This is a genomic window from Actinomadura luteofluorescens (assembly GCF_013409365.1).
Lineage (GTDB): Bacteria > Actinomycetota > Actinomycetes > Streptosporangiales > Streptosporangiaceae > Spirillospora > Spirillospora luteofluorescens.
Genome location: NZ_JACCBA010000001.1, coordinates 6,841,704 through 6,859,646, shown reverse-complemented (window position 1 = coordinate 6,859,646; position 17,943 = coordinate 6,841,704). Strand labels below are relative to the sequence as shown.

At 73.5% G+C, this 17,943-nt stretch carries 13 protein-coding genes; 6 read left to right on the top strand and 7 right to left on the bottom strand.

Translation table 11 applies throughout. The features are described from left to right. Positions 1–36 precede the first annotated feature (36 nt). The 6 genes from BJY14_RS46800 to BJY14_RS31840 all read right to left on the bottom strand — a co-directional run bounded on the left by BJY14_RS46800 (position 37) and on the right by BJY14_RS31840 (position 10,612). Positions 37–3,714 carry a glycosyl hydrolase gene (locus BJY14_RS46800; RefSeq protein WP_179846998.1) on the bottom strand — a complete coding sequence of 1,226 codons (3,678 nt, stop codon included), beginning with the start codon at positions 3,712–3,714 and terminating at the stop codon, positions 37–39. A gap of 50 nt (positions 3,715–3,764) precedes the next feature. Further along, positions 3,765–4,592: a carbohydrate ABC transporter permease gene (locus BJY14_RS31860; protein ID WP_179846997.1), complete on the bottom strand. Its 828-nt coding sequence runs from the start codon at positions 4,590–4,592 to the stop codon at positions 3,765–3,767. Beyond that, on the bottom strand, positions 4,589–5,563 hold the full coding sequence (locus BJY14_RS47440) for a carbohydrate ABC transporter permease (protein ID WP_179846996.1): 975 nt from the start codon (positions 5,561–5,563) through the stop codon (positions 4,589–4,591). Before BJY14_RS47440 ends, BJY14_RS31860 begins: the two co-directional genes overlap by 4 nt. A 2-nt stretch (positions 5,564–5,565) precedes the next feature. Continuing rightward, positions 5,566–6,846 (bottom strand): ABC transporter substrate-binding protein, encoded by a 1,281-nt coding sequence (locus BJY14_RS31850; RefSeq protein WP_218905678.1) that lies wholly within the window; start codon positions 6,844–6,846, stop codon positions 5,566–5,568. A 79-nt stretch (positions 6,847–6,925) separates the two neighbouring features. Beyond that, positions 6,926–9,622, bottom strand: coding sequence for an alpha-L-rhamnosidase (locus BJY14_RS31845; RefSeq protein ID WP_179846995.1), 2,697 nt, complete (start codon positions 9,620–9,622; stop codon positions 6,926–6,928). 201 nt (positions 9,623–9,823) lie between these two features. After that, positions 9,824–10,612: a DeoR/GlpR family DNA-binding transcription regulator gene (locus tag BJY14_RS31840; protein WP_179846994.1), complete on the bottom strand. Its 789-nt coding sequence runs from the start codon at positions 10,610–10,612 to the stop codon at positions 9,824–9,826. A 268-nt stretch (positions 10,613–10,880) separates the two neighbouring features. Between BJY14_RS31840 and BJY14_RS31835 the strand changes: the two genes are divergently transcribed. The 6 genes from BJY14_RS31835 to BJY14_RS31810 all read left to right on the top strand — a co-directional run bounded on the left by BJY14_RS31835 (position 10,881) and on the right by BJY14_RS31810 (position 16,735). Then, the gene (locus BJY14_RS31835; RefSeq protein ID WP_179846993.1) at positions 10,881–12,104 is read left to right on the top strand and encodes a cytochrome P450 family protein; all 1,224 of its coding nucleotides are present in this window, start codon (positions 10,881–10,883) and stop codon (positions 12,102–12,104) included. 231 nt (positions 12,105–12,335) lie between these two features. Then, positions 12,336–13,988, top strand: coding sequence for a sensor histidine kinase (locus tag BJY14_RS31830; protein ID WP_218905677.1), 1,653 nt, complete (start codon positions 12,336–12,338; stop codon positions 13,986–13,988). Positions 13,989–14,117: 129 nt separating this feature from the next. Continuing rightward, positions 14,118–14,522, top strand: a complete 405-nt coding sequence (locus tag BJY14_RS31825) for a roadblock/LC7 domain-containing protein (protein ID WP_179846992.1) — start codon at positions 14,118–14,120, stop codon at positions 14,520–14,522. Further along, complete coding sequence (locus BJY14_RS31820; RefSeq protein ID WP_179846991.1) at positions 14,519–14,881, top strand: DUF742 domain-containing protein; 363 nt, start codon at positions 14,519–14,521, stop codon at positions 14,879–14,881. Before BJY14_RS31825 ends, BJY14_RS31820 begins: the two co-directional genes overlap by 4 nt. Further along, on the top strand, positions 14,862–15,503 hold the full coding sequence (locus tag BJY14_RS31815; RefSeq protein WP_218905676.1) for a GTP-binding protein: 642 nt from the start codon (positions 14,862–14,864) through the stop codon (positions 15,501–15,503). The genes BJY14_RS31820 and BJY14_RS31815 overlap by 20 nt, the downstream gene beginning before the upstream one ends. After that, entirely contained in the window at positions 15,500–16,735 is a 1,236-nt protein-coding gene (locus BJY14_RS31810; protein ID WP_179846990.1) for a cytochrome P450, read from the top strand. Before BJY14_RS31815 ends, BJY14_RS31810 begins: the two co-directional genes overlap by 4 nt. Here the strand turns inward: BJY14_RS31810 and BJY14_RS31805 are convergent. Beyond that, positions 16,710–17,861: an enolase C-terminal domain-like protein gene (locus BJY14_RS31805; protein WP_179846989.1), complete on the bottom strand. Its 1,152-nt coding sequence runs from the start codon at positions 17,859–17,861 to the stop codon at positions 16,710–16,712. The two genes, BJY14_RS31810 and BJY14_RS31805, sit on opposite strands and share 26 nt — an antisense overlap. Between the last annotated feature and the right edge of the window lie 82 nt (positions 17,862–17,943).

The following is a 17,943-nucleotide window of genomic DNA, read 5'->3' as shown; positions in this document are numbered from 1 at the left end:
GCACCGGCCGCCGTGCGGCGCTACCGTCCCGTTCGGTCAGCGCCCGCCGGCGGCCGGTGCCTCCATCAGTAGCCGGACGGGGCCAAAGAGCCCCGAGGCGCGCTGGCCCTGGAAGACGAAGTGCGTGGGGCTCACCTCGTCGAGGTAGGGCGCGAGGGTTCCGCAGACGAGGATCTCGATCTCGTTGCCGCCTTCGCGCAGGGACGCCCCGACGTCGAAACGGTACGGGGCGCAGATGCGCACCCCGGCGGGCTCGCCGTTGACGGTGACTTCGGCGGTGCCGCGCACCCGCCCGAGGTCGAGCGCCGCTCCGGACGGAGGCGCCGCGAGGCGGAACGAGCGCCGGTAGCGGACGGCGCCGCTGTAACCGGCGAGACCCGCCTCCTCCCAATCGCCCAGCTCGATCGTGCCGGGCCCCACCGTGAAACGCACCGGCCCCGCGAGCGCCGCCCCCGCCCGGTGGCCGGGATGGGTACGGATTCGCAGTTCCGCCGTCCGGCCGGGCGGAGCCTCCTGCCCCGGCAGCGGCATCTCGGGGGCCGGGGCCAGAGGCTCCCCGTCCAGGGTCGCTTCCAGAAGTTCGCCGCGGACGTCGACGGCCATGCGAGTCGCGCCGGGCGGGACGGTGAAACGCAGCCTCTCCACCCGCGGCGCCGCGTCCGGCATCGCGAGGGTCGCGGGGAGGACGACGTCCGTTTCCGGGTCGTCCTCAAGCCACGCCGCGCCGGGCAGCGGGTGGGGCCGCCGGCGCAGGTGGAGGGACGCCGGGTCGCCGTACTGCGCGCGCCGCGACGCGACGGGCACCGGGGCGCCGTCGCGCGCCGCGGTCCAGCCTGGGCCGGACACGACCGGCCCGTCCACGAGGACCGCGGGAGGCGGGCCGCCCTCGGTCAGGACCAGGGTCAGCTCGCCGCCCGTCACGCGGTAGCGGCCGACGCGCGGGACCTCCTGCTCGGCGTACGGGTCGAACCCTCCCTGGCGGCCGATCTCCGCGCCGTCGACGAGGACGCGGCAGGGCGCGGCCGAGGCCACCTGGAGCATCGCCCCGGCGGCGGACGCCGGGAGCGGCATGCTCAGCGCGACCTCGGCCCCCGGCCGCGCGGGCCCCGCCACCGTGATCCACTCCGGCCGCCGGTAGCGCCCGCGGTCGGTGACGACGGCGAGGTGGGCGCGCAGCCGGACGTCCTCGTCGGGGACGAGCCGGACCTCGACGTCGTGGTCACCGGCGGGGACCGGCGCCTCGGCGATCGCCAGGTGGCCTAGGTCGTCCAGCGCGACGGTGGCGCCGTCCAGCCGGACCGTCTTGGCGGCGGCAGCGCCGATGGCCACGAAGCCGCCGTCGCCGGGCACGGTCAGGCGGGTCCGGAACACGACCGCGTCACCGGACCGGACGTCCCCGAAATCGAGGAACTCCTCCGGGACGTGCCCCTTGGGCCCGAGGAAGGCGCGGTGCAGGGTGTCCTTGCGTATGCCGCGGGAGTCGGAGTACACGAAGGGGCGCCACCGTCCCTCGCTCTCCCTGGCCCAGACCCCGTGCGGGCCGAACGTGGCGTGCGCCTCGGACCACTCTGGCTCCTCCTCCGTCCGGTGACTCACCGTCCAGCGTTCGAATGGGACGTCGTGACCGGCCGCGGGCCGGGCGAAGTCGCCCCAGGCGTTGTCGAGGGTCGGAACCAGGTCCATCGTCCAGGACGTGCCGAGGTCGAGGACGGTCTCCCGCGTTGCCGGGGCGGGGTCCGGTGCCGCGATGTCCTCGCCTCCCGGAAAGAGGAGCAGCGCGGCGGGCCCGTCGTCGAACGGGATGACGGTTTCGACGGACGTCCCGTCCACCGCCCGCGTCTCCAGCCGGCGCGGCGGGCCCCCGAACGGGCTCGCGGCGAACGCCGGACCGCTCACGCCCCGGACCCGCACCGGCATGTCCCGCACGTACCGGCCGGGATCGAAGTCGTAGGTCACGTCCAGCCAGCCGAGGTCGGCGCCGCGCTCGTCGGGCCGTCCCACCGAAACGCGGCTGGCCATCGACGGCGCGGCCGTCAGGAACACCAGCGTGGTGCCGTCGACCTCCCGGACGAGGGCGGGGACCGGCGCGTCCACCCGGCGGACGCCGTCGAGGGCGGCACCGAGCGCGCCGGTCCCCGGCACGACCTCCAGCACGGCGCGGAGCCCCGCCACCGCCTCGTCGGCACCCGGGTCCCCGACCCCTCGGACGGGCGGCGCGCCGACCGCGACGACACGGCCGCCGTGCTCGGCGAAGGCGGTGAGCCTGCGCGCCGTCTCCCCTTCGAGCACGGTGCAGGACGGGAGAAGCACGACCCCGTACGACTCGTCCGCGACGTCCAGCCGCCCTTTGGCGACCGTGGCCCGCTGCACGGAGTCGTCGTCGACGACGTCGGCGTCGATCCCCAGCCGGTCGAGCGCGCCGGGCACCATCCGGAACCACGCCATGTCGCCGACCAGATCGCGGTAGACCTCCTGCGCGAGCGCCGCGTCCGGGTCCACGCCGTCGAGCCGCGTCCCCGCCTGCGCGGTGGCGGTCGGGAACAGCACCGCCACGTCGCACACGTGCCGCCCCAGCGAGAGGGCGGCGCAGAGCCTGGCGACGGCGTCGGCGAAGACGCGGTGGTGCCGCCAGTAGGGCTGGCGCCAGTCGGTGGACGGCGGCGCCCACTCCCACCAGCCCGCCTTGGTCGAGTAGTAGACGGCGTGCGGGTTGTAGAGCGTCGCCCCAGCGCGCAGCCACGGCAGCAGCCAGTCGAAGGTCTCCTCCAGCGTCCCTCCCCAGCCGCTGGAGTGGAACGCCTCGATCCAGGTCCGGTCCCGGCCGTACAGGTGCGCCAGCGAGGAGTGGACACGGGCGTCGCCGTGGTGGTCGGATCCGGGGGCGCCGAACCAGCGGTGCGTGCGCGCGTAGTCGGCGTACAGCCTGACCCCGTCCACGGGAAGCCCCGCCCGCGCCGGATCCTGCTGGTCACAGCCGTGCAGCAGGCCGTACCGCTCGTGCCATTCGGCCAGCGGCCGGAAGAACGCCTCCTCGGCCAGCTCGGCGCGGGTGAGGTGGTAGTCGAGGCGGACCCGGAAGGCGTCCCCGCCACCGCTCCCCCACAGCGCTGCGAGGTGCGGCGCCAGGTCGTAGCCGCGGCGCCGCTCGAACTCCCCGGCGAACCCCTCCGACCAGGTCGGCAGCGACGGCAGCTCGTCCTGGAACGACCCGACGATCACGTTGCCGAGCCGGTGCCCCAGCCGCCGCGCGAACTCGCCGTGCACACGGTCGAGAAGCGCCGCGCACGCCTCGGCCGACAGGTAGTCGAAACCGCGCACGTCCGCCGTCCCGTCCCGCCGGAGCCACCGCCCCGCGTAGTCCGGGAAATCCCGCACCAGGCGGGCCTGCAGATCGGCGCCCGAGAACCCGAGCTGGTCGTAGAACCAGAGCGACACGCCCAGCTCGGCGGCGTCCTCGCACACGGCGTCCAGCAGGTCCCACCACGCGGTGGAGAAGAAGGGCGGATCGTCGGCGTCCGCGCCGAACATCGGACCCGACGGCGCCAGGTTCAGCACGACAAGGTTGTACACGCCCCCCTCGGCGAACCGTTCGAGCTGGTCGCGCAGCCGCCGCCGGTCGAGCCGCTCCCCGCTCCACCACCAGATGGGCACGGGCGAGAACGCACGCGGCGGCGCCTCCAACACCTCCCCCAACCGCCCCCGAATCCCGCTCATCCTTGTTTCCTGTGGGGGGACGACCCCCCACACCCCCCGGTTCGCTTCGCTCATCCTTTGAGCCCGCTGGCGAACCCCTTGATGACATACCGCTGCAGCACCAGGAAGATCACGATGATCGGGAGTGCGGCGAGGACCAGGCCGGCGAAGACCAGGCCGTAGTCCGAGACGTACTGGCCGACGAAGGCGAAGACCCGCACCGGGACCGTCTCGCGCGCCGACCCGCCCAGGTACAGCAGCGGGGTGAAGAAGTCGTTCCAGACGAACACGGCGTTGAGGATCAGCACCGTGCCGGTGATCGGCCGCAGCAGCGGGAACACGACGCGGGTGAAGGCCTGGAGGTGGCCCGCGCCGTCGATCAGCGCCGCGTTGGCGTAGTCGCCCGGCAGCGCCCGGATGAACCCCGTGTACAGGAAGATCGTGAACGGCAGCTGGATGCCGGTGTAGAAGATGATCATTCCCTGGTAGGTGCCGAGCAGGCCCGCGGAGTCGGCGAGCTTGAACAGCGGGATCATGCCGAGCTGGAACGGCAGCACGATGCCGAGCAGGAACAGCACGTACAGCGTGTAGCCGAGCCGCGAGGCGCAGCGGGCGAGGAAGTACGCCGCGAACGCCCCGATCGCGATGAGCGCCACCAGGCTCGCCACCGTGATCACCGTGCTGTTCAGCAGCGCCGAGCCCAGCGACGCCCGCGACCAGGCGTCGGCGTAGTTGCCGAGCGTCGGCGACGACGGCGGCGACAGCGGCGCCGAGGCGATCTGCTGCTTGTCCTTCAGCGACAGCGTGACGAGCGCGTACACCGGGAACAGGAACGCCAGCGCGACCGCGATCATCACGACTTCCAGGGCGAACGTGCGCAGTCCGTAACGCAGGCTCATGCCACCTCCCGACCGCGCAGGTACCGGATCTGGATCAGCGAGACCGCGGCGACGAACAGCGCCAGGACCAGCGCGATCGCCGTGCTGTAGCCGTAGTTGCCGAAGACGAACGCCTGCTTGTACAGGACGGTCGACAGCGTCTCGCTGGCATGGCCGGGCCCGCCGCTCGTGGCCGCGTAGACCTGGTCGAACAGCTTGAGCCCGCCGATGGTGGACAGCATGACGTTGATCGTGACGGCGGGCGCCAGCAGCGGCCAGGTCACGCTGCGGAACCGCTGGAACCGGCCGGCGCCGTCGATCATCGCGGCCTCGTGCAGCTCCGCGGGCACCCCCTCCAGCCCCGCCAGGAAGATGACCATCGAGTATCCGGAGAACTGCCAGATCACCATGCCGGCCACCGACCACAGCGCCAGCGAGGGGTCGCCGAGCCAGTCCTGGCGCAGGGAGCCGAGCCCCACCGCGCCGAGGATCCCGTTGAGCCCCGCGTCCGGCGCCGGGTTGTAGACGTACTTCCACAGGAACGCCACCATCACGGGGCTGACGACGGCGGGCGCGAAGAACACGACCCGCAGCACCGCCCGCGACCTGATGCGCGTGTGCACGCCCAGCGCGAGCAGCAGCCCGATGCCGTTCTGGACGACCACGATCGCGACCGTCAGCAGCAGCGTGTTGACCAGCGACCCGCGCGCGGCGTCGTCCCTCAGCAGGCGGTCGAAGTTGTCGGCGCCGACGAACGACCGGTCGCCGATGCCGTTCCAGTCGGTGAAGGCGTAGAGGATCCCGCTGGCGCTCGGATACAGGACGATCAGCGCGTACACCAGCAGGGCGGGCGCCGCGAACCACCACGGCGGCGTCAGGAAGCCGCCGCGCCGGCGGCGGCGGGGCGGCGCGGGGAGGCGCGCCGCGCTGTCGGGAGGTCCCGCGGCACCGGCCGCCGAGGCGGCCGGTGCCGGACGTGCGGTCGGGGGCACGGCTACTTCTTCCGGTAGGTCTCGTCCATCTTGGCCAGGCCCTCGGCCACGGTGGTCTTGCCCGCGAGCAGCTCCTGCACCATCGCGAAGTGGGCGGGCTGCACCTCGGCGTTCGGCCACGCCTGGTCCATGAACGGGTCGGCCCTGTCGCCGTCCAGGTACGGCAGGAACGGCTCCAGCACCGGGTCGATCTTGGAGGAGGAGTCGCGGACGAGCGGGACGCAGGCGACGGCCTCGGCCCAGCGGTTGATGTTCTGCTGCTCGCCGAGGAACGCGACGAACTTCTCGGCGGCCTCCTTGTTCTTGCTGCGGGCGCTGACGCCGAGCCCCACGACGACCCCGGCGGGGATCCGCACCTGCGCCGCGTCGTCCGCGCCCGGCACCGGGAACATCGACAGGTCGGCGGCGTTCGCGGCGGCCGCGCGGAAGTCGGGCAGGACGGCCGACACCTGGATCGCCATGGCGGCCTTCCCGGTGGCGACCATGGACGTCTGCTGCTCGAACGTCGTGCCGTTGGGGTTGTCGTTGAAGTACCCGCGCTTCTGCAGGTCCAGGTACATGTCGAGGGCCTGCACCCAGCCGGACTGGGCGAAGGACGTCGACCCCGCCTGCATCTGGCTGTCGAACTGCGGGTTCTTGGCGTACACGGTCGACGGCACCAGCGCGTAGGTGATCAGCTGCGTGACCCAGGGGGTCTGCGCGCCGAGCGCGATCGGGACCGTGCCCTTCTTCTTGAGCTTCTCGCAGACGTCGAGGAACTCGCTCCAGGTCTTCGGCGGTTCCACGCCGGCCTTCTCGAAGACCTTCTTGTTGTAGATGGCGCCGATGACGCTCGACCCGGCCGAGTAGATGAAGGTCTTGCCGTCCTTCTGGAACGCCGGCTTCAGGCTCGCCGGGATCTTCTTCGTCCACGCCTGGCCGCTCAGGTCGGCGAGCAGCCCCGCCTGCGCGATCTGCGCCATGCTCATGGCGCTGCCGTTGCCCGGGTAGACCACGTGCAGGTCGGGGGCGTTGCCCGCGCCGAGCTGGGTGCGCACCGACGTCTGCACCTGGTCGGTGGGCGCGAACGAGGTGCTGAACTTCGCCCCGGTGTAGGCCTTGGTGAGCAGGTCGAGCGCCTTCTGCTGGTCGGCGACGCCCACCAGGCGCAGGGTCCCCGAGCCGCCGGACGACCCCCCGCAGGCGGCCAGTCCCGCCGGCAGCGCGGCCGCGGCGGCGACTCCTCCGGACATCCGCAGGAATCCTCGGCGGCTGAGGGCCGCGTTCTGGAACGACGATGTCATCTTTCCTCCTCGCGTGCGCGGCGCGGACCGCCGGGGTGGCGGCGGTCCCGGCCGCGGCCGTCCCGCGCGGGGACGGACGTCATTGAAGGGCCGCCGTGAAGCGGTACTCCCCCGAGCCGGTCCGGCAGCGGAGCTCCCGCCGCGCCGTTCCGGCGACCGAGACCCCGGGGGCGTCCGCCACCGGGATCCCGCTCTCGCGGACCCCGTCCGGGTCGTCGGTGGGGATGTGGACGGTGGCGGTCGCGCCCGGCGGCACCGCCACCCGCAGTTCGAACACGCCGTCGCGGCGGGTCCAGGCGGTGGAGACCGCCCCGCGCACCGACTCGTAGCGCGCGCTCGCGGCGGTGAGGCCGCCGGGCCGCGGCCGGATCAGCAGCTCGCGGTAGCCGGCCGAGCCGGGCGCCTGGTCGAGGCCGGCGACGCCGCGGTAGAGCCATTCGCCGACCGAGCCGAGCGCGTAGTGGTTGAAGGAGTTCATCGCCACGGCCTGGAAACCGCGCTCGCCGGTGTAGCCGTCCCAGCGCTCCCAGACGGTGGTCGCGCCGTGCCGCAGCGGGTACTGCCAGGACGGCGGGTCGGTGCGGCGCAGCAGGGCGTGCGCGAGGTCGGCGCGGCCGTGCGCGTCGAGGACGGGCGCGATCAGCCCCACGCCGAGGAACCCGGTGGTGAGGCCGGGTCCGGCGTCCTCGACCAGTGCGGCGAGGCGCCGCACCGCGGCCGGGACCAGCTCGCCCGGGAGCAGCTCGAACGCCAGCGCCAGCAGGTAGGCGGTCTGGGTGTCGCCGTGGACCCGCCCGTCCGGCGACACGAACCGCTCGGCGAACGTCTTGCGGACGTGGGCGGCGAGCGTGCCGTAGCGGGCCGCGGCCTCGTCCGCGCCGAGGATCTCGGCGGCGCGTGCCGTCAGCGCGGCGCTGCGGGCGAAGTAGGCGGTGGCGAGGACGTCGCGCGGCGTGGGGGCGGGCGCCAGCCAGTCGGCGAAGTGCGGGCCGGTGCGGCGGGTCCACACCAGGTCGGGGTTGTGCCGGTGGACGTGGTCGACCCACGCGCACATGGCGTCGAGGTTGCGCTCCAGGAAGCGCTCGTCCCCGTACACGCGGTAGAGGTGCCAGGGCACGAGGACGCCCGCGTCGCCCCACCCGGGGGCGCCCTCGTCGGCCACCCCCGCGATCTTCGGCGCCACGTTCCCGAACGCGCCGTCCGGCGACTGCGCCCCGCGCACCTCGCGCAGCCAGCCGTCGAAGAACGCGGCGACGTCGGCGTTGAGGCAGGCCGTGGGCAGGAAGACCTGCGCGTCGGCCAGCCAGCCGAGCCGCTCGTCGCGCTGCGGGCAGTCGGTCGGGACGCTGACGAAGTTGGAGCGCTGCCCCCAGGAGATCGCCTGGTGGAGGCGGTCGACGCCCGGGTCGGAGCAGGTGAACTCCCCCGCCCAGGGCGTGTCGCTGTGCAGCACCACGCCGGTGACGTCGGCCGCGCCGAGCGCGCCCAGCCCGGTCACCTCGGCGTACCGGAACCCGTGGTAGGTGAAGCGGGGTTCGAAGACGGCCTCGGCGTCCTCCCCCGCGATCAGCACGTCCGTCGCGTCGGCGGTGCGCAGGTTGGCGGTGTAGAGGGCGCCCGCCTCGTCCAGGGCCTCGCCGTGCCTGACGACGACCCGGTCGCCGGGGGTCAGCCCGCGCGCGGTGAGCCGGACGCGTCCGGCGAAGTTCTGCCCGAAGTCGACCAGGAACCGGTCGCCGGCGATCCGGGTGACCGACCGCGCCGGCAGCTCCCGGACGGCGCGGACCGGCGGCGCGACCGAGGCCGTGAGCCGGCTCCGGTCGGCGGCGGCGACCCAGGCGGGCCGCCACCCCGCGCCGTCGCGGCCGCCGGACGGCAGGTCCCAGCCCGGGGTCTCGCGGCGCAGGTCGTGGCACTCGCCCATCAGCAGGTCGGCGTACCGGACGGGCGACCGCGCGCTCTGCCAGTCGCCGCCGGTCGCGACGACGTCGGTGGAGCCGTCGGCGTGCACGAGGTGCAGTTCGGCGAGAAGTTGCGGGAACGTTCCGTAATGCGCGCCCGAGCGGCGCTCGTCGAAGCCGACGAACCCGCTCCACCAGCCGTCCGCGACCGTCGCGGCCAGGACGTTCGCACCCGTCCGCAGCATGCCGGTCACGTCGTACACCTGGTAGTCGACGCGGTCGCGGTAGTCCGTCCAGCCGGGGGCGAGCTCGGCGTCCCCGACCCGCGCGCCGTTGAGGCGCATCTCGTACAGGCCGCGGGCGGTGACGTACAGGCGCGCGGCAGCCGGGGCGGCGGCGGCCTCGAACGCCTTCCGCAGCCGGACGGCCGGCTGGAGGCCGTGGTCGGCGAGGGCGAGCTCGCCCTCCTCGGGAGCGTCCACCACGTCCTGGACGGACGGGTCATGCGTGATCCATGCGGCCGACCATGCGGAGGGGTTCAGCATCCCGGTCTCGAACCAGGACTCCTCCCGCGAGGACTCGCCGGCCGCGCCGGTGACCGCGACCGTCCAGCGGTACCGGGTGCGGGGCCGCAGCGCGGGGCCCCGGTAGCGGACGGAGACCGCGGCGGGGTCGGCGACGGCGCCGCTGTCCCAGACCTGGGCGCCGTCGTCGGCGAGGACCCGGACCCGGACGCCGGTGGGCGCGTCCCCGCGCCGGCCGGAAGCCAGCCGCCATGACAGCAGCGGCGCCGGCTCGTCGACCCCGAGCGGCTCCACCCGGTGGTCGCAGCGAAGCCCGTACGGCGCGAGACCTCGGCCCAGGGAACCCGTCACTCACCCGCTCCGATCGCGATCCCAACAAACTGGGTTGTGAAGTTAACGCGAAAAATGTGAGCTTGAGCGTAGGAGGGCGCTGATCAGGGTGTCAAGGCTCACATCCGGTCGCTTCCGGCGGTACCGGACGCGCGCGGGGACAGCGTCACCGGCGCGGCCGGGAGAGGGCCCGCGGGCGCCGGTCATCGACGGGAGCGCGGGTCAGGCCGTCGCCAGCTCGTAGGTCACCTTGTGCTCGTCGAGCCCGCGCAGCGCCTCGGCGCCGGCGCCGTCGTCGACGATGACGCGGTCGAACGCCGACAGCGGCGCCACCCGGTGCAGCGCCACCCGGCTGAGCTTGGAATGGTCGATCAGCAGCACGCTGCGGGCCGCCGCGCCGAGCATGGCGCGCTTCACCGACACGATGCGCTGCTCCTGGTGGTAGGCGAACCCGCCGGACACCGCGGAGGTCGACACGAAGCACAGGTCCACGTTGAGCGCCTCGATCGCGTCCACGCACGACACCCCGAGGAACGAGTCGTGCAGCGGGTCGTAGTCGCCGCCGAGCGCCATCAGCCGGATGTCGCGCTCACCGGACAGCAGGTTGACGGCCTGCAGGAAGTTGGTGACGACCGTCAGCGGGGCCGCCGCGGCCAGCCGGCGGGCCAGCGCCAGCGCCGTGGTGGAGTCGTCCAGCATGACCGCCATGCCCGGCTCGACCATCGCGGCGGCCCTGGCGGCGACGGCGTCCTTGGCGGGCCGCATCGACTTCATCCGGTAGGCGACGTTGCTCTCGAACACGCCGGACGGCTGCGCGGTCACCCCGCCCCGGTGCTTGCGGACGACGCCCTGGCGTTCGAGCTCGTCGAGGTCGCGGTGGATCGTCATGAGGCTGACGCCGAAGCGCTCGGCGAGCCCGGCGGCCGAGACCGACCCGGCGGACAGGACGATGTCGGCGATGTCCTGACGGCGCCGCTCCGGTCCGCGTGCGCCCCCGCCCTGCTCGACCATCCCGGAACCTCCCGCGGCCGGCGCGCGCGACGGGCTGTCGGCGGAGGCCGGGCGCCACACAAGGTAACACGTTCGGATGGTTTGTTAACACACGGGTCAGCCGGGTTGACCCGTCCCGTCGGATCGCCGCAGCGTGCGCGGGGGGTTCGATCGCCGCGCCGACCGCACGGACCGGAATAACGGCGAATTCGTGAAAATCTTGCCGCGCGATGATCACTGAGGAAAGGATGGACCATCGGTCACTTACCTCATCTCCGAATGGGACAGAATGACGACGAGCTCCCTGCCCGCCTTCCCCGCCGCGAACGAGAACCCGCTCGACACCTGCCGGCGGCTGCGCGAGACCGCCCCGGTGGTCGAGGTGCAGTTCCCCGGCGGCGTCCCCGCCTACCTGGCGCTGACCCACGACGCCGTCCGGGAGATCCTCGCGGGGGACAACCGCACCTTCCTGCGCGACCCGCGGCACTGGCCGGCGCTGCACGACGGGTCGATCCCCGAGGACTGGCCGCTGCGCGCCATCGTCGAGGGCGGTCACCTGTCCACCAAGGACGGCGCCGACCACCGCCGGCTGCGCGGCCTGATCGGCAAGGCGTTCACGCCCGCTCGGGTGAAGGCGCTGGAGCCGCGCGTCCACCAGATCGTGGAGGGCCTGCTCGACGAGGTCGTGTCCGCCGGCGAGGTCGTCGACCTGGTCCCCGCGTTCACCGAGGCGCTCCCGATGTGGGTGATCTGCGAGCTGTTCGGCGTCCCCGCCGAGGACCGTCCCCGGATGCGCGAGTGGACCGCGACGCTGCTCGCGCACACCACGCCGCCCGAGGTGGCGTTCGCGACGCAGAACGCGCTGCAGGCCTACCTGCACGAACTGGCGGAGAGCAAGCAGCGGGCGCCCGGCGACGACCTCACCACCGGCCTGGTCGAGGCCCGCGACGAGGGCGACCGGCTGACCACCGACGAGCTGGTCGGCGTGCTGTGGCTGATGCTCGTCGCGGGCCACGAGACCACCGTCCACCTGCTCGGCCACGCCATCATCGCGCTGTCGCAGAACCCCGACCAGCTCGAACTGGCCAAGGCCGAAGACCGGTGGGCCGACGTGGTCGAGGAGACCCTGCGCTACCGCCACTCGGTGATGATGACGAGCTGGCGCTTCACCGCGGAAGAAGTGACCATCGCCGGGGTGCGCGTCCCCGAGGGCCAGGCCGTCGGCGTGGCGTTCCAGGCGGCCGGGCTCGACCCGGCGGAGCACGGCGAGAGCGCGGAGCGGTTCGACATCACCCGGAAGGTCAACGGGCGCGTCAGCTTCGGCCACGGCCCCCGGTACTGCATCGGCGCGTCGCTGGCCCGCCTGGAGGGCCGGCTGGCGCTCGCCGCGCTGTACCGGCGGCTGCCGGAGCTCACCCTCGCCGCCGACCCGGACGACATCCCCTACTCGCCCTCGTTCTTCACGGTCGGCCCGCTCAGCCTGCCGGCGGCCCTCGGGCCCGTCCGGCCCTGACGGCCCTCCCGGTCCGGCGGCCCGTCCGCCGGACCGGGAGGCGCGGGCACGTCCGCCGGGGAGCGGCGCGCTCATCCGCCGCACGGCGAGAGGAGATCACTTATTCTTGTGATCACCTGTGCACCCGAGCGTTTTGGTGCATCCTTGTCACGCCTTATACCGATATGACCATCGTGCAGCGGGCCAAGAAGTCCTGCGCGCCAGTCACCGACGCTCACAGGGACATGAGGGATGGCAACAGAGGCGGATCGAGCACGCACCGAGCGCGCCGCGATGGAACGCGCCTTCTGGGTCTGGCTGATCGTGGCGATCGTCGCCGGGGGCGCCTGGCTCGGCGCGCTGCTGGCCGTGGACGACGGGGCGCGGACCATCGTCGGCCTGGGCGGCGGTGTCGGGGCGCTCCTGCTGAGCCTCGCCGTCGGCGCCGCGGCCTACTTCCTGGAGTGCACGCGGACCGCCAACGACCGGCTGCTCCGGACCAAGGTCGAGAGCGACCTCCTGGAGGGCAGGCTCCAGGAACTGGTCGACGGACCGCTCCCGGCCCTGATCGGACGGCTCCGCGCAGGGGCCTCGCCTGACGAGACCCTCGCCGAGCTGCACTCCGTCCCGAACCACCTGCTGGGCCGCCTGGTGCGCCTGGTGGCGGAGGGCGTCGCCGCGAGCGAGCGGAACGCGTCCCGGGCCGAGGCCGAGCTGGCCGCCCTGGAGGAGGAGGTCGACCGGCTCGCCGACTCGACGCTCCCCGTCCTGATCGAGCGGATCCGCGGCGACCGCGCCTCGGCCGCGTCCGTGCTGGCCGAGTTCCCGGCGCCCGCGCACGCCGCGCTCGACCGGCTCCTGCGCGCGCTCGCCGACGACGTGGCCGCCGGGGAGCGCACCCGGGCGGCGGCCATGGCGGCCTCCGCGGCCGCGGCCGCGCGGATCCAGGCGCAGACGACCCGCATGCTCGCCCAGCTCCGGGACCTGGAGGACCGCTACAGCGAGGACGAGGTCTTCGGCGACCTGCTCGACCTCGACCACCACGTCTCCCAGATGGGGCGCCTGGCCGACAGCATCGCGCTGCTCAGCGGCGGGCGCTCGGGACGGCGCTGGACCAAGCCCATCGTGCTGGAGAGCGTCATCCGCGGCGCCATGGGGCGGATCGCCTCCTACCAGCGCGTCCAGTACCACTCGACCAGCACCGCCGCCATCGCCGGGTTCGCCGCCGAGGGCGTCATGCACGCGCTGGCCGAGCTGATGGACAACGCCGCCAACTTCTCCCCGCACGGCTCGGCCGTGCACGTCTACGCCGAGGAAGAGGACGCCGGGATCGTCGTCACCGTCGAGGACAGCGGGCTCGGGATGCGCCAGCGCGAGCGGGAGCGCGCCGAGCGGCTGGTCTCCGAGGCCGCCGACCTGACGTCGCTGCCCGGCACCCGGCTGGGCCTGGCGGTCGTCGGGCGGCTGGCGGGCAAGCACGGCCTGCGGGTCAGCTTCCGGCCGTCCTCGCGCGGCGGCGTCGGCGTGGTCCTGCTGATCCCGCGCCAGCTCGTCACCCACTCCTCCGAAGGGCCCGGCACGGGAACGCTGGCGGAGTCCATCCGCAGCGCGCCCCGGAACACCGGCGCCCACGCCCGCGGACCCGTCCGCGAACCCGCCGCGGCCATGGCCGCGGCGCCCGGCGCGGACGCCTCCGACCCGTCGGCGTACCTGCCCAAACGCCGGCGCGGCGCCACCCTCACCGAGGAAGTGGAGCAGCCGGCGGCCCCGCCTCCGCTCCCCCGCGACCCGGGGGCGCGGTTCGCCGCCTTCCGCGCGTCCACGTCGGGGAGCCACCGAACGACCGGCGGCGCCGGCACCGGCTCCGCCCGGGAGGACACGTCCACCGAAGACCCCGATCAGTAGCTCATGGCCCGGCGCCCGTCCCGCGGACGGCCGCCGGCCGACCGGTCCCGGCGGCCTCGTCCGGACCGCAGGATCGACAGATAGGAGGCAGGGGCCCGCGTCTGCGGCGGACGGCGCCCCGTGATCTTGATGAGCACCGATGAGCGTCGACTCGACTGGCTGCTGACGTCCCTCGCCGAACGGGCCCCCGGCGTCCAGCACGTCCTCGTGCTGTCCCGGGACGGCCTGAAGATCTGCCACACCCCCGGGCTGAACAACGACCGGGCCGACCAGCTCGCGGCCATCGCCTCGGGCATCCAGAGCCTGTCCATGACCGCCTCCCACGAGTTCGGCCGGGGCGTCGGCGCCGGCCAGGCGATGGTGGAGTTCCCGGGCGGGCTGCTGCTGATCATCCCGGCCGGCGAGGGCGCGCACCTGGCCGTCGTGGCCGGCGACGACGCCGACGTCGGCCTGGTCGGGCACAGCATGAACGAGCTGGTGGAGCAGATCGGCGGCTACCTGACCGCGGCTCCGCGCACGTCCGCGTCGAGATGACCCCCCGACCCCTGGATCTCGGCGGGCCGGACCGGCTCTACACCGTGACCGGTGGCCGCAGCCGGGCCGGCGACGCCGACCTCGACCTCGTCACGCTGGTCGTCGCGGAGAACGACCCGGCTCCGGGCATGCAGTCCGAGCACGTCGCGATCCTGCGGCTGTGCCGGAACGAGCCGGTGGCCGTGGTCGAGCTGTCCTCCCATCTGCGGCTGCCGGTGAGCGTCGTGAAGATCCTTCTGCTCGACCTGCGCGACACCGGCCACATCACCGTCCGCCATCCGACGTCGGCCACCGCGACCACCCACCTGGCCGACCTGGACACCCTGAAGGAGGTGCTCGTTGGACTCAAAGCCCTCTGACCGCGCACCGGACCCCGCGCCCGCGGGCGGCGTGCCGCTGCGGCGAAGCGTCCGGGACGCGCTGAAGATCGTGGTCGTGGGCGGGTTCGGCGTCGGGAAGACCACCATGGTCGGCTCGATCTCCGAGATCCCCCCGCTGAGCACCGAGGAGGTCATGACGAAGGCCGGCGTCGGCATCGACGACCCGAGCCGCGTCGCCGACAAGCGCACCACCACGGTCGCCTTCGACTTCGGCCGGATCTCCCTGGACGCCCACCGCGTGCTCTACCTGTTCGGCGCCCCCGGCCAGCAGCGGTTCTGGTTCATCTGGGACCAGCTGTTCTCCGGCAGCCTCGGCGCGGTGGTGCTGGTGGACACGCGCCGCCTGGAGGAGTCCTTCTATCCGCTCGACCGGCTCGAACACCACAAGATGCCGTTCGTGGTGGCGGTCAACCGGTTCGAGGGCCCCGAGCCGCGCCCCCCGCTGGACCGGGTCCGCGACGCGCTGTCGCTGCCCGCGGACGTCCCCCTGATCGACTGCGACGCCCGGCAGCGCGACTCGTCCAAGAACGTGCTGATCACGCTCGTCCGGCACCTCACCACCCTCCACGATCCCGCCGCGCTCCAGGAGGCCGCGCAGTGACCGACGCGACCGTCCGGCCGCCCGCCGACGAGAACGCCGTGCGCCTGTACGGCGAGGAGTTCGACCAGCGGCCGAGCGACTTCTTCGAACGGATGCGGCGCGAGCACGGCCCCGTCGTGCCCGTCCTGCTCGAAGGCGACATCCCCGCCTGGTACGTGATCGGGTACCGGGAGGTCAACCACGTCACCGGCAACCCCGCCCTGTTCGCGCGCGACACCCGCCGCTGGAACGCCTGGGACATGGTCCCGGAGAACTGGTCGCTGCTGCCGTTCGTCGGCTGGAACCCCTCGGTGATGCTCGCCGAGGGCGAGGAGCACCACCGGCGCAGCGCGGCGATCAGCGACTCGCTGGACGCGGTCGACCGCACCGAGCTGGCGGGCATCAGCGAGCGCGTCGCCGACCACCTGATCGACGAGTTCGCGGGGGACGGCGAGGCCGACCTCGGCACCCAGTTCGCCGACCGGCTCCCCCCGATGGTGATGGTCGGCCTGTTCGGCGTCCCCGACGCCGAGGTGCCGGACATGATCCGCGACATCCAGAACGTGGCGGGCTCCGACGAGCACGCCGTCGCGGCCTACCAGCGGCTCCAGGAGACGATGCGCCGGCTGGCCGAGACGCGCAGGGCGCACCCCGGCCCGGACGTCACGTCCCGCCTGCTCCAGCACCCCGCCGGCTACACCGTCGACGAGCTGATCAGCGACCTGATCCCGATGCTCAGCGCCGGGACCCTGCCGACCGGCCACTGGATCGGCAACACGCTGCGGCTGATGCTGGTGGACGAGCAGTTCGCCGTCACGCTCCAGGGCGGCCGCGGCAGCGTCTCGCACGCCCTCAACCAGGTGCTGTGGGAGGACACGCCGTCCCAGAACAACATCGGGCGCTTCGCCGTGCGTTCCTGCGAGCTGGCCGGCCGCAAGATCCGTCCGGGCGACATGCTGATCCTCGGCTGGGCCGCGGCGAACGCCGACCCCCAGGTCCAGCCGCCCGCGCAGGGCGTCGGCGCCGGCAACCGCGCGCACCTGTCGTTCGGCCACGGCGACCACGGATGCCCCTACCCCGCCCCGGAGCTCGCCGAGGTCGTCGCGAGGACGGCGGTGGAGGTCCTCCTCGATCGCCTGCCCGACATCGAACTGGCCGTCAAACCGGAAGAACTCCTGTGGCTCCCGTCCTTCTGGGTCCGCCGCCTGGCCGCCCTCCCCGTCACCTTCACCCCCACGATGACCTCCCACTGACCCCTCTGGAGCCGTGGGTGCGGTAGGGCTCCGCGTCGGGCCATCTGACCTCCAGGCCCAGGCCGGGACGGTCGGGGGCGGGGACGAGGGCGCCGTTCGCGGGGGTCAGCGTTCCGTCGAAGATCAGGCGCTCGACGCGGACGTGGTCGTGGAAGTACTCCAGGTGGCGCAGGCGGTCGACCGCGCAGAAGGCGTGCGCGGACACCGCCGGGGCGCAGTGCGCTGACAGATCGGTCTGCCGCGCCGCGGACAGCCCCGCGACCTGCAGCAGTCCCGTGATGCCGCCGCACCGGGTGACGTCGGCCTGGAGGCAGTCCACGGCGGGGCCGTCGAGCAGGGCGGCGAAGTCCTTCAGCACGAAGCCGTACTCCCCCGCCGCGACCTCCAGCCGGCCGGGCCCCTCGTCGCGGACGAGGCGGAGGCCCGCGAGGTCGTCGGAGCTCACCGGCTCCTCGAACCACCGCACGTCCCACTCCTCGGCGAAACGCCGCGCCCAGTACAGGGCGTCCTTGCGGGTGAGGGCCCCGTTGGCGTCGGTGAAAAGCTCGACGCCGTCCCCGATCGCTTCGCGGACGGCGGTGAGGCGCCTAGGGTCCTCGTCGGGGCGCCGCGAGACCTTCAGCTTGACCCGCGGGACGCCCTGCTCGACCCAGCCGGCGAGCTGGCCGGCCAGCCGGTCCAGGGAGTAGTTCGTGAAGCCTCCGCTGCCGTAGACGGGCACCCGGTCGTGGAATGCGGGCAGGAGCCTGAACAGCGGAAGCCCGAGAAGCTTCGCCTTGAGGTCCCAGAGCGCGACGTCGACGGCGGACACCGCCATCGCGCCCGCGCCGGGTCGTCCGGCGTTGCGGATGGCGGCGAACATCCGCTCCCAGGCCGCGGGTGGGGCGAGCGCGTCGGCGCCTCGCACCGCGGGCGCGAGCGCGGACTCCACGAACGCGGCGACCGAGACGTCCCCGTAGGTGTAGCCGATCCCGGTCTGGCCGCCCGCGTGGGCCTCGACGAGGACGAGGGTCGTGGAGTCCCAGCGGAGCGTGCCGTCCTCCTCCTCGCCGCCGGGGCCGTCGGTGGGCACTTCGAAGGCGTGCACCCGGACGCCTTCGAGTTCGGCACCGTCCCGCGGACGCATCGTTCTCCCTCCGTCGGCGTCTACCTACCGCTGGGGCCGGGCCTGAACCGGAAGGGCCCTGGCCGGTCTCCATACCGTGGAG

Excerpts from the sequence above, each read along its gene's own strand:
- BJY14_RS46800 (WP_179846998.1), bottom strand. The coding sequence starts at position 3,714 with ATGAGCGGGATTCGGGGGCGGTTGGGGGAGGTGTTGGAGGCGCCGCCG.
- BJY14_RS31860 (WP_179846997.1), bottom strand. The coding sequence starts at position 4,592 with ATGAGCCTGCGTTACGGACTGCGCACGTTCGCCCTGGAAGTCGTGATG.
- BJY14_RS31850 (WP_218905678.1), bottom strand. The coding sequence starts at position 6,846 with ATGACATCGTCGTTCCAGAACGCGGCCCTCAGCCGCCGAGGATTCCTG.
- BJY14_RS31840 (WP_179846994.1), bottom strand. The coding sequence starts at position 10,612 with ATGGTCGAGCAGGGCGGGGGCGCACGCGGACCGGAGCGGCGCCGTCAG.
- BJY14_RS31835 (WP_179846993.1), top strand. The coding sequence starts at position 10,881 with ATGACGACGAGCTCCCTGCCCGCCTTCCCCGCCGCGAACGAGAACCCG.
- BJY14_RS31830 (WP_218905677.1), top strand. The coding sequence starts at position 12,336 with ATGGCAACAGAGGCGGATCGAGCACGCACCGAGCGCGCCGCGATGGAA.
- BJY14_RS31825 (WP_179846992.1), top strand. The coding sequence starts at position 14,118 with ATGAGCACCGATGAGCGTCGACTCGACTGGCTGCTGACGTCCCTCGCC.
- BJY14_RS31820 (WP_179846991.1), top strand. The coding sequence starts at position 14,519 with ATGACCCCCCGACCCCTGGATCTCGGCGGGCCGGACCGGCTCTACACC.
- BJY14_RS31805 (WP_179846989.1), bottom strand. The coding sequence starts at position 17,861 with ATGCGTCCGCGGGACGGTGCCGAACTCGAAGGCGTCCGGGTGCACGCC.